Here is a 13,348-nt window from a genome sequence, read left to right as displayed (position 1 = left end):
CGCGAGCCGAAAGGCTCGCGTGAGTCGGTGGCGAAGGAACTGAGCCCCAAACGCGAGCCGAAAGGCTCGCGTGAGCCGGTGGCGAAGGAACTGAGCCCCAAACGCGAGCCGAAAGGCTCGCGTGAGCCGGTGGCGAAGGAACTGAGCCCCTGAGGCTCAGCCCCACGCCCCGGCGACCTGGTGGGTGGTGACGTTGACGCGGTTCCACACGTTGATCGCCGCGATCGTCAGGATGAGGCCGCCCAGCTGCTGCTCGTCGAACTGAGCGGCCGCCTCGGCATACACGTCGTCGGGCACCGGATCCGACCGGTCGCTCAGGCGGGTCACGGCCTCGGTCAGCGCCAGGGCCGCGCGCTCCGCCGCGTCGAAGTAGGGCGCGTCGCGCCAGCCGGCGACGGTGTCGATCTTCTCGTCGCTCTCTCCCGCCTTGCGCAGCGCTTGCGCGTGCATCTGCAGGCAGACGCCGCAGCCGTTGATCTGGCTCGCTCGCAGGTGGACGAGCTCGCTGGTCGTGTCGGGCAGTCCCGTCCGGTGGATCGCCTTGCTGAGCGACTGCAGTGCCTCGAGCGCTCCGGGGACGGCAACGGCGGGGTTGTCCATACGTGCCTGCATGATGATTCTCCTCATGGTCGTGTCACATCGTCGGTGTGTGATTCGTCAGGGCTATGACGAATCTCGAGAGGCGGATGTGACCGATGGCCGATGACGACTTCCTGGCAAGGAGCTTTGAGGACAATCGTGCACACCTGCGCGCCATGGCGTTCCGCATGCTGGGCTCGCTCAGCGAGGCCGAGGACGCCGTGCAGGAGTCCTGGCTGCGCCTGACCCGCACGGACGCCGACACGATCGACAACCTCAGCGGATGGCTCACGACGGTCGTGGGTCGGGTCTGCCTCGACATGCTGCGCTCGCGCAAGGCCCGCGACGAGCAGCCCCTCGACGTACGCCCGCACGACCCGAGCACTCCTGATGGCTTGGATCCGGAGCAGGAGGCCGTGCTCGCCGACTCGGTCGGTCTCGCGATGCTGGTGGTGCTGGACAAGCTGACCCCGGCCGAGCGGCTGGCGTTCGTGCTGCACGACATGTTCGCCGTGCCCTTCGACGAGATCGCACCGATGGTCGGACGTACGCCCGAGGCCGCCCGCCAGCTCGCCAGCCGGGCGCGCCGCCGCGTGCAGGGCTCGGACCCGGAGTCCGCTCCCCCGCTCGCGCAGCAGCGCGCCATCATCGACGCGTTCATCGCGGCTGCCCGTGGGGGTGACTTCGAGGCGCTCGTTCGCGTGCTGGACCCCGACGTCGTGCTGCGGGCGGACACCGGCACCGGCGTGCCGACGATCCTTCGGGGGGCACGCCGGGTGGCGACCGGCGCCGCGGCCTTCCGCCGCACCGGTGCCGAGAGCCGTCCGGTGCTCATCAACGGCTCCGTGGCGATCGCAGCGCTCCTCGAGGGGCGGGTCAGCTCTGTCCTGGAGGCCACGTTCGTCGGCGACCGGATCGCCTCGATCGAGGTCACCGCCGACCCCGCGCGGGTCAAGGACATCGAGCTGACCTACCTCGACTGAGTCCAACCGGTCGGCGACGCGCTGGGGCTCGGCACCGCGTTGGACCCCGGAGGGCTTAGTTTGAGCGCGTGAGCGAATTCCTCGACACGCCTCCCCTGGCGTTCGCGCACCGTGGCGGGTCCGGCACGGGCGGCAACGTCGGCATCGAGAACTCGCTCGCGGCCTTCGCGCACGCGTACGAGCTGGGGTTCCGCTACCTCGAGACCGATGTGCGGTCGTCGTCCGACGGCGTCGTCTACGCGATCCACGACGAAGGGCTCGACCGGCTGTCGGGCGCCTCGGATCACGTCTCGTCGCTCACCGCGGAGGACCTCGACCTGCAGCGCCTCGACCAGCGCGAGCCCTTCGCCCGCCTCGAGGCGCTCTACGAGGAGTTTCCCGACGCGCGGCTCAACATCGACGTGAAGTCCGATGACGTCGTCGAGCACACCTGCGCGGTGGTCGAGCAGCACGATGCCGTTGGACGTACGTGCATCGCGTCGTTCTCGCACCGACGCCTCAAGGCGGTTCGGCGCCGGCTTCCCGAGGTGGCGACCTCGGCCTCGTCGGTCGAGGTGGCTCTCGTCAAGCTGTTGCCCCGGCTGCTCCTGCGTCAGGTGGTCCGGCCGGCGTTCGTGTGCCTGCAGGTGCCACCGAGGCGCGGCCGCCTCCGGGTCGTGACCCCGTGGTTCCTCCGCAAGGCGCACGCGCTCGGACTGCAGGTCCATGTGTGGACGATCGACGACCCCGACGAGATGCACCAGCTCCTGGACCTCGGGGTCGACGGCATCATCACCGACCGCACGGACGTCCTGAAGGACGTCCTCATCGCCCGAGGCACGTGGAAGAACCCCGCATGACCAAGGCCACCAAGGTCAGGGCGAATCCAGAGCAGCGGGCGTGGTTCTTCTACGACTGGGCCAACTCGGCGTACATCACGACGATCGGCACGGTGCTCTACGCGCCCTACCTCACCAGTGTCGCTGAGCGCGCCGCGTGCGGGTTCGCGGGCGACGACGACCGCAAGTGCGTCGAGAACCTCTCGGTGCTCGGCCTGTCGGTCTCGGCCGGCTCCCTCGTCTTCTACGTCGTGACGCTCGCGACCGTGATCTCGGCGTTCGTGCTGCCGATCGTCGGGGCGATCGCCGACCGCGTCGAGTCCAAGAAGACCTTGATGGCTCGCCTGGCCTGGTCGGGCGCAGCCGTGGCGGCGCTGATGTTCTTCGTCACCGGCACCAACTGGCAGCTGGGCGCGGGCCTGCTGGTCGTCGCCAACCTCTTCTACGCCTCGTCGATCGTCGTCTACGACGCGATCCTGGTCGAGGTGGCCGAGCCGGACGAGCGTGATCGCATCTCGTCGCGCGGGTGGGCCCTGGGCTATCTCGGCGGTGGCCTGCTGCTCGCCGTCAACCTCGCGCTCGTCACGGTCAAGCCCTTCGGCCTGTCGACCGAGATGGCGGTGCGTGTCAGCCTGCTGTCCGCGGCGATCTGGTGGGCGTACTTCACGCTGATCCCCTACCGCGGCATCAAGGACCGCGAACCCCGGGGCGTCGTGCCGGCCGAGGGTGCGACGTTGATGCAGCGCAGCTTCGGCCAGCTGTTCCGGACGCTGCGCGAGCTGCGCAACTATCCGCAGACGCTGCTGTTCCTCGTCGCCTACCTGTTCTACAACGACGGCATCCAGACCGTGATCTACTCCGCGTCGGTCTATGGCGAGAAGCAGCTGGGGTTCGAGACGAGCATCCTCATCGCGACGATCCTCATCGTGCAGTTCGTCGGGGTCGTCGGCGCCTTGGTCTTCGGCCGGGTCGCGGCGCGCATCGGCAGCCATCGGACGATCCTCTACGGCCTCGGGGTCTGGATCCTCGTGGTCTGCTTCGGCTACTTCCTGCCGTCGGAGCAGATCGCTCCGTTCCTCGTCCTCGCCGTCGCGATCGGGCTCGTGCTCGGCGGTACGCAGGCCCTGTCGCGTGCGTTCTTCTCCCAGCTCATCCCCCGTGGCCGTGAGGCGGAGTACTTCAGCCTCTACCAGGCTTGCGAGCGGGGCACGAGCTGGCTCGGGACGCTCGTGTTCGGCGTCGTCCACCAGCTCACCGACTCCTACCGGCCCGCCATATTGGCGCTCATCATCTTCTTCGTCGTCGGTGGCGGACTGCTGTGGAAGCTGGACGCGCGCAAGGGCATCATCGAGGCGGGAAACCGGGCTCCGGAAATCGTGTGACCTCGCTCGCGTGTACTCGTGCGCGTTTAGGGGAATCTCATATGCGTCATTTACGTTGTAAGTGGTAAGCAACGAGAGGGGACGCACATGGCTGAACGTGCATTGCGAGGTGCTCGGCTCGGGACGCAGAGCTTCGAGGACGAGCGCGGCGTGGAAATGGCTCCCCGTCAGCAGGTCGAGTACGTATGCCCCGATGGGCACACGTTCACGGTGACGATGGCGGACGAGGCGGAGATCCCGTTCGAGTGGGAAGACCCCAAGACCGGGCAGATCGGTCAGCTGGCCGACGGTGTGAAGCCCGAGGGCAAGGCTGAGAAGCCGATCCGGACCCACTGGGACATGCTCCTCGAGCGCCGTTCTGAGGCAGAGCTCGAAGAGATCCTCACCGAGCGGCTGGAGCTGCTCCGCGGTGGGGAGATCGGACCGCCGCACCTCCACCGGCCCGCCAAGAAGAGCGCGGCGAAGAAGAGCACGACCAAGAAGAGCGCCTGACTCCAGGTCTCGTACGACGAAGAACCCCGGCTCCGGCCGGGGTTCTCTTGGTTTCCGGCGACTCTGTCGCGCCGCGAGCACTGCGTCATTCCGCCCAGAATGCTCCAGTCCGGAGGAGGTCGAAGAGACTTCGTGCATGCTCTAATGCAGAGCACTGTTCATCGTCTCTAGGTCTTCACCCAGCTCGCAAACGGAAATTGCTCATCAAGAGAGGGGGTGCCGTTAGGGTCACAAGATGCCTACTCGCAGTCGCAGCCACGTGCTGGAGCGGTTGTCCCGGGACGAGCTCAGCAGACTGCTGGTCGGTCCGCTCGGTTGGGTCGTCCGACCCATCGACCAGGATTACGGCATTGATGTCGAAGTCGAAATCTTCGATGACGACGGCACGGCAACCGGCTTGACGTTCAAGGCTCAGCTCAAAGGCATGGAACACCCCGACCACATCGGGCCTTTTCGGGATATCAAGGTCGATCACCTGCAGTACTGGCGAAGACTGGATGTGCCAGTTCTCCTTGTCGCGTACGACGACAGCACACAACTGACATACGGCCGGTGGATTCACGCCCTAGACCCCGTCCTGAAAGCTGGGCAGGAAACGACTCGCATTCGTTTCGACGACCAGCATCGAATCCCCGCCGGAGACTCTGACCTGCGAAAGATGGTCGAGCTGTTTAGATCGGTCAGAAGCGGAGCGTACGGACGACCGTTCCAAATGCGCATCCGTGAAGACTCGCAGCACACCTTGGTCGCCGAGTTCTTCAGTGCTGTGGAGCGGGCCGGGCTCTCTGCCTACTTCCGCTCCAGCCAAGCTGACGCGTTTGAGGTCCAGCTATCTACCGAGGCGACGCGTGTGGCACTTCCCGCAGGCGTGGGTTCAAGCACACTGCATTACGACGAGCCGGTTGACATAGCTAATAGTGCTGCCGATGCGCTGGTCGTCTTTGCTGCGCTGCTATCGCGCATGAACCGATTTGGTGAGGCCTTGACCATAGTCACTCGAGCTGGCGAATTCTCTGATGCGGAGGCTGAGACGACCGTAGCGCTCGATATTGCCGCCGCAGTTTTCGAGTTGCACGACGAGCGGGCGGCGTTGGCGCTGCTCCTCCGCGCCCTCAGGCGTGGTCACGTGGGCACAGCCGAGATCTACCTATTAGTGCTGAGTCAGGTTGCGACGCGCGAGAAAACAGGCGTCGAAATGCGCGACCTCGAATGTCATATCGAGCGCTTGGTCGCGGCCGCTGAGGCAGACGACCAACCGCAACTGGCGGCGCGATGGTCATACAACTTTGCTCAATTCCAATACGCAATGCACGATCGAGTTTCAGCGGCCTTGTGGGTTCAACGGGCCATTGCGCTAAGCCCTGAGGGTTACGGATCACGACCTGAGCCTCAGCAGCTACTGGGGGGCGCGGCTTGGTTCAACGAGGACTTCGAAAATTCCGCGATCCACTACGAGAGGGCGGTCGAGCTTGCCGGTTTATCGAAGGCTGGTTCCCAGTGGGCGGACGCGCTCATGTATGCGGGCGAATACAGGCAAGCGCTGGACGTAATTCGCAGCGTCCTCAATGAGGGAACGTCCAACTGGAGAGACCTATTTGTAGAGGCGATTCTTACCGAAGCCGTGGAGCACCTTCGTGTCTCGAGCCAAGCGCGTCGCCAGTCCCCGCCGGAGGGGACCAACCTGTCGGCCCTAAGCACGAAGAAGTTAACTCGTCACCTCAGAGATGGCGACGTCTTGCAGGGGTTCGTGTGGCTGGCTCTGACCAACAAGCGGGGCTATAGACAGCGCCCGACGCAGCTGTCAGCCGCCGCGTTCTTGTCCGGCGAGCCCGACTTGTTCGCCATTGCCGTGATGTCCTACCTTCACGACCCAGATGAGGGGCTCATAGATTTGCTCGCGCAGATGCTTCATGACGAACCAAACGTCCGGGATCTCCTCTTGGCCACGAGGCAATCGGTACCACCGGCGCATGCGGCTGGACTCGACGCAGTGATCTCTCGAAGCTTCGAGATCGTGGGAAGTCCACCCGGTTTCCAGTTCGTAACAGAGTTCAATATCGTCATTGAAGACCCCGAATCGGCCGACGAGGGCGGCGGTCAGACGTAGAGTTTCCGTTCTTGCTAACTATCGACGTGGCCCGCGCACTTTGTAATCTCTCAGCTCAGGTATGGCCACAAAACCGGGTGTTCCGCCTAAATCACGAGAACTCAGATGACAGCGGGCTAAGGTCATTTTGTGGTGGGTTCTGATGACGTCGCGCCCTTGGCGAGTGGACAGACATGTGGGTGGGGCGGCCCGCGCGGTCAAGCTGATGCGGACGGCGAACCAATCCACGAGACCTGCTCTCTTAGCGCGGACCACGTCCACCTCATCCGCTACATCTTCCGGCTGCCCGGATACCTTGCATTGCCGGATGCGACTACGGTCCCTGCGCACTACCCGTCGCATGATCAAGATGGCGCGGCGGATTCGCCTATAGTCTTATCGACTATTCGTCAGATCGAGTTGGAGGCAGATGACGATCTGACCTTGTCAGTCCGCGCGACGGCGCTGCTGATGAACAAACTCGGTTTCGATCTCGACATCGACTCCGAAGAGTCGCCTTTCCTCAAGCTTCAGCGATGGCATTCAATCGCAGACATCATCACTGAAGACTCAAGTCCCGACGTGCCACCTGAGGACTGGGACGGTCGCCCACAACATTTGGGACCAAGGTCGGATCAGTTCATGCGGGCCCTGGACGCAGTGCGAGAAGTTGCGCGGTCGATCACTCTGACCGGGCGACGAGCCCCCGTACTTCCTTCCTACGAGCGCACTCCCATGATGATCAATTTTCTGACTGCCGTCGCCTTCGGGGCGGACCGCAAGTATCCCATCCCGCCGGATAGGAGTTGGGAGGTTGCCGGTCTCATTCACCTCGCGCACCTCAACTTTCCAGGAGACGGACCCGACGACGAAACGGACTCAGTCGTAGACCAGACAATCGTCCACTGGCGACGATGCCTAGAGGCGAGGATGCCTGGCGCCCTTGCGCGCGAAAAGATCGTCGAGGCCGGAAGACTGCTGAACCGGGAAGGCGAGTACGGTTCGGCAATCGTGTCGGCATGTACTGGAGTGGAGATCCTGTGCGATGCCCTGCTCTCCGCGACTCTTTGGGAAACTCACTTTCGCGACCCATCAGCAGACGGGCCTGACACTGCTGCGCGCCATTTTGGCGAGGAGACCCCACTTAGTCGCGCCGCAAGGCAGCTTCGACCCATTCTCGGGGGCGACTGGAACTCCTCCCGATCGGCGTGGCAACACTTTCGTGGCGAAGCGAGCGCCCTGCGAAATCGATTCGTTCACGCGGGCTACTCGCCCAGCCGTGCCGAAGTTCAACGCGGCATTGACCACGTAGATGCTGTGCAGGACTTTCTAATTGGGCGTCTGGTGGCGAAAGCAAACGTCTATCCACGGACGACCTTTCTGTTCGCCGGAGTCGACGGCCTGACTGCCAGGGACCGGTACCGCGGTCAGATCAAGAAGTTCATCGAACAGATAGCGCCGAGGGAGGCGGGCTACATCGAGTCCTTTGGAGCATGGCACCAGTCGCTCATGCGCGCTGCAAACACGACTCGGTGACCACGGAATGAGAGCGTCCTCAAGGTTCGCTCCGATCCATATTCAGATGGCGGGTATCTAGCGCGGAGCGGCGACGCCCCCGACGCTGTGATCAGTGCTATGAGAGCACTGATCACCCATCCTCCCACTGGCCGTGCATGTGCGACCACGTGAGTTCCTTCGAAGCCTGACCAGAAGCCACCACCTTGAATGGTTCTCCGTGGTCGTCGATAACGAGTTCGTGCCGCTTGCCATCAACTATCACAGCGAGGCGTTCGACGGCGTGACCGATCAGGCGCCGTGCGAGGTCGCGTACGACTCCTCGGGCGGTTCGTCGATCACCCGAACCTCCTGATCGCACCGGCAGGCCTCAGCGAACCTGGCCGCCCACTGGTGTGCCTCGTCTCGCGTGTCCACCTCGACCACCACGAATCCGCCGATGAACTCCTTGGTTTCCGGGAACGGCCCGTCGGTCACGAGACCCTGTGGCGATACCGTGCTCGCGACCTGGGGCATGAGCCCACCACCGAACACCCATACGCCCGCGTCCATGGCCTCTTGAGAGGCATCCTCGGCGGCCTTGGCGATGGCCGGAAGGTCCGGGTGGGACAGGGGCACCATCGCGCCCTCGGTGAAGGTGATCAGGTACTTCGTCATCGTGTGACTCCTCCTCGTACGGTCCGCCGGTGTGGCCGACCTCCATCTATCCCACGAACGGCGCACCGTCGATACGACAGACGATCTCGCGAATCGTCGCCGTCGAGCCGCAACGCCACCACGTGCGATTCTCGCTGTTGTCCCACTGAATCTGAGGGAATTGCGGTTTGATGGAGTCGTGACTCCCCCGGACACGAAGTACATCGATCGTGAGGGTGCTGGTCTGGCGTTCCAAGTCTTCGGGACCGGACCCGGGGAGTTCGTCTACTACGGCAGCGAGATCATGCATCTCGACCTGCTGTGGGCCGACCCGCACACCGAAGCGAATCTCGGCGCAGTGGCGCGCAACGGCCGCGTCGCGATCTTCCAGCGGCGCGGCTTCGGCCTGTCCGACCGCATCGACTACGTGCCGACGCTCGAGCAGCAGGCCGACGACATCATCGCGGTCATGGACGCGGCAGGAATGCAGCGAGCCGTCATCGGCGCACCGGGAAGTGCGTGCGGTCCGGCCGCTCTGGCTGCGGCGCGATACCCCGAGCGCGTCGCCGGGCTGTGCCTGTGGATGCCGTTTCCGCAGGCAATCGACGGGTCCTGCGACGAACCGTGGGCAAGCGAGGCCGAGATCGCGTCCATGGCAGACGTGGTCAACAACATCGCCGCCACCTGGGGCAGCGGCCGGACCATGGACATGTGGAACGCCGAGATGCGGTCCGCCAACAACCGCCGACTGATGGCGATGCTTGAGCGCAGCTCGATGTCGCCGGCCGAGGCTCGCGCTCACTGGGAATGGTCGGCGGGGCTCGACTTCACCCACCTCTTGCCGGTCATCCAGGCGCCGACCCGGGTGCTGATCCAGGACGGTGGCGTCAGCCCGTTGTCCTGGACCGAGCGGATGGTCGCGCAGATGCCGAACGCCACTCTCCACGTGATGCCGGCACCGGCGCCAGGCTCCTCGATCGGAGAGGCGTACTACCCCGTCGTGATGCATCTGCTCGAGCTCGGTCTGGGACCCAAGAGGGTGGCCGGGGACAACCGCTTCTTCGGTACGGTCCTCTTCACTGACATGGTGGCATCGACCAAGCTGCTGGCCGACATCGGCGACGCGGAGTACCAACGGCTGAAGAGCGTCCACGAGCACACGGTGCGGTCGGCGGTGGCTGACGCCGATGGCCAGGTGATCGACTTCAGCGGCGACGGATCCTTCAGCCTGCTTGACATGCCCGGCGTCGCCGTCCGCTGCGCCGAGCGCATCGCGCGAGAGGCCGGTGCTGCGGGCATCCCGGTCCGCTGCGGCGTGCACGCAGGAGAGCTGCAGCGAGGACTCGCCGGCGTCACCGGCCTCAACGTCCATGTCGGCGCGCGCGTGATGGCTGCCGCCGGCGGGGATGAGGTGTACGTCTCGCGGACGGTTCGCGACCTGGTGATCGGTTCGGGACTCGAGTTCGAACGAGTCGGTGAGAAGCGGCTCAAGGGCGTACCCGGCGTGTGGGAGCTCTATCGATTCGACCACGCCCGAAGCCCTCGCAACATCCCCCTCACCGAGTCCTCACAGACCTCGATGGACAAGGTCGCGGTGCAAGCCGCTCGCCGCGTGCCCCGACTGATGCGCGCGATGGCCAAGTTCGCGAACGCGACCGATCGCGGTGCCCGCGTCTGATGGCGTCGCGGGCCACTTGCCTCAAGCACCACGTCGAGGTGACCAGCAGCGGACGACGGACGCTTCACATCGGGTCTGGTGATCCGCTGGTGTTGCTGCACATGGGCGCAAACCCTTGGAGCAAGTGGGAGTCCGTCATCCCCTATCTCTCGGACAGGTTCGAGATCATCGCGCCGACCTTGGCCGGTTGGGACGGCGGAAACTCCCTGTCCGGCCCGATCACGTTGGACGACCTGACCCGCGGCGTCGCCGAGGAGATGGACCGAGCGGGCTTTCGGTCCGCTCACATCGTTGGTTGCTCTCTCGGTGGCCTCGCTGCGCTCGGCGTCGCGAGGGATGGACGGGCGCGCAGCGTGCTCGCCATGTGCCCCGCCGGAGGATCGAACCAGGAGCAGACCCGACGACTCGTGAAGCACTTCGAGATGCTGAACAGCCTCTCGTGGGCGCAGCGCCTGATGGTGCCGGTCGTTCTCTCGTCCCCGCGCATGAGGCGGGTCGCGCTGCGAGCTCTGGTCGAGGACGGCGGCAGGATCTCGGCTCGACAGGCGCTCGCGATCCGTAGGAACAGCGCGAAGGGTGACTGGGACAACCTGCTCCCGGGATTCGCTGCCTACCAGCTCGACTCAGAACCTGAGGTGACTGTGCCGTTCATGCTGGCCTGGGGCGAGAAGGACCGGTTCACGCCCATGATTCACGAGCAGCCGCTGTGGCAGAAGGCAGTCCCCCACGCTGAGTCTCACGTCCTGTCAGGAGTCGGTCACCTCCCGATGTTCGACGACCCAGGCCAGACAGGACGGCTGATGCGGGACTGGCTCGAGCGCCACGCCGCGGCGTCGGCGGCCTAGCCCGGCGAGGAGCCGCCTGGACCCCTATTCCTCCGTCACAAAAACGTACTGGTCAGCTTCACAGGAATCCGGGATGTCGCTCTCGTACGTCTCCCCCGAAGCCGATCCCTCAGACGCACCAGACTCGATCTCATCTCCCTCGCGGTAGGTACGCCCGCCGAACTGCACCGTCAGGGGGTCGGTCGACACCAGCGATGTGCCGTGTTGCCAGATGATCGACGCGAAGACTCCGGTCGGTGAGATCGTGCCGACGCAGCCCTCGGACGACATCGCCAGGTTGCCGGTGAAGCCCATTCCCGCAACAGACACTGACTCGAACAAGCGCGCCCGGTTGTCCTCGATCAAAGTGACTCCGTCGCGGGTCGTCACCGATCCCTTGCTCAGCTGCCAGTCGACCAGTAGCGCCGGCCCGATCAGACCCGCAAGCGCCGCAAGAACGAGCACCGCGCGCTTTGACATCCGCCGATCATGGCACGGCGCGAGACGTGACGGGATCGATCAGCGGCGCGGCCCCGCACGAGGTCGCACTTGCAGCTAGCAGACCTCTACATCAAAATTCCCGGATGGGGACTGAACGGCCACGCATTGGATCGTTGATCTTGTGCCTCATGTGGATCGGCCTGTACGGCCCCTTCATCGACGTCGCAACAACACGAGGCAAGTTTGAGCTCATCCTCGTTGTCGGGCTGGCGATCGGTGTAGCCGCATGGATGTGGCAGTACGTGAAATGGCGGAGGGATCCCGCGCCCGAGTTACTTGATCCCGACGAGAAGCCACCACCAGCGCCGCCTCGAGTCTGACGCGGCCCGCCTCGCGGTAGTCAAGTCTTCGCACACAGTTGCGTTGCCACTAGCGTGTCGACGTGCCGCCAAACTTCGACTTATATGTCTTCGTTCGAACTGCAGACAAGCCGGCAGTCCTGGAACGCTTCATCGATGAATACGTCGACGAGGATGATCCGGGCGATCCGCGGTTCGCCCCCTTTGTCCGGACGTTCGTCCACGAACGACCCGATCCGAAAGACAGGGAGGAACTCTCAGAACTCTGTCGAGACGAGGCCGCTCGATCGGCGTTCTCCCTGTATCTCCGGGCAAAGGCGCACGACTGGGCCATCATCACTCTCACCGAGGAGGCGGACCTCGTCCTCGGCCTGAGCTTGGACGACTCGTTGCAGACTCCCGAGACCGAGCAGGAGGCACGTGCGCTGCTCGCAGTTCTCACCGAGGGCTTTGGAGCCCTCGCCGGGATCGCTGGTGTCGAGCTAGCACCGCCACAGTCGGAAGATGAGTGGAACGAGGATGCGCTGGTGCTGATGCGCACGGGTCAGATCTAGGCGCCACATTTGCCATCTTGCAGGACTGCCTGAGGCCCCGCGCTGGCATCTGAACGACCGCAGATTGAGTCGCGTCGTCGTCTTCGCACCGCTGCGGTCTGCCTGGGGTGCAATTCGAGCACTATGGGTAGGGTGCCTCGCATGCCCATCAAGCTCGAGAATGTCGGCATCGCCGTCAGCGACCTCGAAGAGGCGATCGCCTTCTTCACCGACCTCGGACTCACGGTCCTCGGTCGCGACACCGTCAGCGGAGACTGGACCGACACGGCGGTCGGCCTCGACGGCAACCACGCCAACATCGCCATGCTCCAGACCCCCGACGGCAATGGCACGCTCGAGCTCTTCGAGTACATCCATCCCGAGGCGATCGAGACTGAGCCGACCCAACCCAACGAGATCGGCATGCACCGGGTTGCCTTCTCGGTCGATGACATCGACGAAGCACTCGCCGTCGCTTCCCGGCACGGTTGCCACCCGCTGCGGGGTGTGGCGACATACCAGGACATCTACAAGCTCACGTACGTCCGCGGCCCGAGCGGCATCATCGTGATGCTCGCTGAAGAGCTCAACAAGAACTAGGCGCTCATGCCGTCGGTGAGCCCACTCGGATGAGGTTCCCACTCAGGTCCACCACGGGGAACTCCCACATCCCGTAGTCCGTCTCGACCGGGGCGACGATCCGGCTACCCGAGGCCGGTTCGGCCTTGACCTTGCCGCTCCAGGTCTCGTACAGCTGCCGAGCATCCTCGACGTAGATGTAGCAGCTCGCCGCGGTGCGGAGGGGGTCGACGTCCGGGTCGGCGTAGAAGTGCAGGACTGCATTGCCTCTGCCCAGGATCAAATAGTCCCAGTCCTCAGGTGGCGCACCACGGTTCTCGAAGCCGAGAGCCTCGTAGAACGCCAAGGTCTCGCGCAGGTCCTTGCTGGGCAGGATCGGGACTGCGAGGTCGTCCATGACGTGATCCTAGAGCTCGTGCCAGGCTGCATGATCCCGCTGGTAC

15 protein-coding genes are annotated in these 13,348 nt (G+C 64.4%); 11 read left to right on the top strand and 4 right to left on the bottom strand.

Going from position 1 to position 13,348, the window contains the following annotated elements:
- Positions 1 to 27 precede the first annotated feature (27 nt).
- Positions 28 to 153, top strand: a complete 126-nt coding sequence (locus AB0N22_RS04585) for a hypothetical protein (RefSeq protein WP_364636618.1) — start codon at positions 28 to 30, stop codon at positions 151 to 153.
- Between the two features lie 3 nt (positions 154 to 156).
- On the opposite strand, the gene AB0N22_RS04580 is transcribed toward AB0N22_RS04585, so the two are convergent.
- On the bottom strand, positions 157 to 612 hold the full coding sequence (locus AB0N22_RS04580) for a carboxymuconolactone decarboxylase family protein (protein WP_364636616.1): 456 nt from the start codon (positions 610 to 612) through the stop codon (positions 157 to 159).
- Positions 613 to 695: 83 nt separating this feature from the next.
- On the opposite strand from AB0N22_RS04580, the gene AB0N22_RS04575 reads away from it, so the two are divergent.
- From AB0N22_RS04575 to AB0N22_RS04550, 6 genes are all read left to right on the top strand, one after another.
- Positions 696 to 1,562 (top strand): sigma-70 family RNA polymerase sigma factor, encoded by an 867-nt coding sequence (locus AB0N22_RS04575; protein ID WP_364636614.1) that lies wholly within the window; start codon positions 696 to 698, stop codon positions 1,560 to 1,562.
- 68 nt (positions 1,563 to 1,630) lie between these two features.
- Positions 1,631 to 2,401: a glycerophosphodiester phosphodiesterase gene (locus AB0N22_RS04570; protein WP_364636612.1), complete on the top strand. Its 771-nt coding sequence runs from the start codon at positions 1,631 to 1,633 to the stop codon at positions 2,399 to 2,401.
- Entirely contained in the window at positions 2,398 to 3,762 is a 1,365-nt protein-coding gene (locus tag AB0N22_RS04565; RefSeq protein WP_364636610.1) for an MFS transporter, read from the top strand. Before AB0N22_RS04570 ends, AB0N22_RS04565 begins: the two co-directional genes overlap by 4 nt.
- A gap of 87 nt (positions 3,763 to 3,849) precedes the next feature.
- Positions 3,850 to 4,254 (top strand): RNA polymerase-binding protein RbpA, encoded by a 405-nt coding sequence (locus tag AB0N22_RS04560; protein ID WP_159540427.1) that lies wholly within the window; start codon positions 3,850 to 3,852, stop codon positions 4,252 to 4,254.
- Between the two features lie 259 nt (positions 4,255 to 4,513).
- Entirely contained in the window at positions 4,514 to 6,361 is a 1,848-nt protein-coding gene (locus AB0N22_RS04555; protein ID WP_364636608.1) for a DUF4365 domain-containing protein, read from the top strand.
- A 132-nt stretch (positions 6,362 to 6,493) separates the two neighbouring features.
- Positions 6,494 to 7,876 carry a hypothetical protein gene (locus tag AB0N22_RS04550; RefSeq protein ID WP_364636606.1) on the top strand — a complete coding sequence of 461 codons (1,383 nt, stop codon included), beginning with the start codon at positions 6,494 to 6,496 and terminating at the stop codon, positions 7,874 to 7,876.
- A gap of 270 nt (positions 7,877 to 8,146) precedes the next feature.
- On the opposite strand, the gene AB0N22_RS04545 is transcribed toward AB0N22_RS04550, so the two are convergent.
- Positions 8,147 to 8,512 (bottom strand): YciI family protein, encoded by a 366-nt coding sequence (locus AB0N22_RS04545; protein ID WP_364636604.1) that lies wholly within the window; start codon positions 8,510 to 8,512, stop codon positions 8,147 to 8,149.
- Positions 8,513 to 8,543: 31 nt separating this feature from the next.
- Here AB0N22_RS04545 and AB0N22_RS04540 point away from each other — a divergent pair, with 31 nt between their 5' ends.
- Together AB0N22_RS04540 and AB0N22_RS04535 are read left to right on the top strand one after the other, a co-directional pair.
- Positions 8,544 to 10,169, top strand: coding sequence for an adenylate/guanylate cyclase domain-containing protein (locus AB0N22_RS04540; protein WP_364636602.1), 1,626 nt, complete (start codon positions 8,544 to 8,546; stop codon positions 10,167 to 10,169).
- Positions 10,169 to 11,014, top strand: a complete 846-nt coding sequence (locus AB0N22_RS04535) for an alpha/beta hydrolase (protein ID WP_364636600.1) — start codon at positions 10,169 to 10,171, stop codon at positions 11,012 to 11,014. The genes AB0N22_RS04540 and AB0N22_RS04535 overlap by 1 nt, the downstream gene beginning before the upstream one ends.
- A gap of 24 nt (positions 11,015 to 11,038) precedes the next feature.
- Here the strand turns inward: AB0N22_RS04535 and AB0N22_RS04530 are convergent, their stop codons facing one another.
- The gene (locus AB0N22_RS04530; RefSeq protein ID WP_364636598.1) at positions 11,039 to 11,473 is read right to left on the bottom strand and encodes a hypothetical protein; all 435 of its coding nucleotides are present in this window, start codon (positions 11,471 to 11,473) and stop codon (positions 11,039 to 11,041) included.
- Positions 11,474 to 11,876: 403 nt separating this feature from the next.
- On the opposite strand from AB0N22_RS04530, the gene AB0N22_RS04525 reads away from it, so the two are divergent.
- On the top strand, positions 11,877 to 12,347 hold the full coding sequence (locus AB0N22_RS04525; RefSeq protein WP_364636596.1) for a hypothetical protein: 471 nt from the start codon (positions 11,877 to 11,879) through the stop codon (positions 12,345 to 12,347).
- Positions 12,348 to 12,488: 141 nt separating this feature from the next.
- A complete protein-coding gene (locus AB0N22_RS04520; RefSeq protein WP_364636594.1) occupies positions 12,489 to 12,926 on the top strand; it encodes a VOC family protein in 438 nt (145 codons plus the stop codon).
- Positions 12,927 to 12,930: 4 nt separating this feature from the next.
- Here the strand turns inward: AB0N22_RS04520 and AB0N22_RS04515 are convergent, their stop codons facing one another.
- Complete coding sequence (locus AB0N22_RS04515; protein ID WP_364636592.1) at positions 12,931 to 13,302, bottom strand: VOC family protein; 372 nt, start codon at positions 13,300 to 13,302, stop codon at positions 12,931 to 12,933.
- Between the last annotated feature and the right edge of the window lie 46 nt (positions 13,303 to 13,348).

Source organism: Aeromicrobium sp. NPDC092404 (assembly GCF_040684095.1).
Taxonomy (GTDB): Bacteria; Actinomycetota; Actinomycetes; order Propionibacteriales; family Nocardioidaceae; genus Aeromicrobium.
The sequence above is the reverse complement of the archived record's forward strand: the minus strand, read 5'-3'. Positions and strand labels throughout refer to the sequence as shown.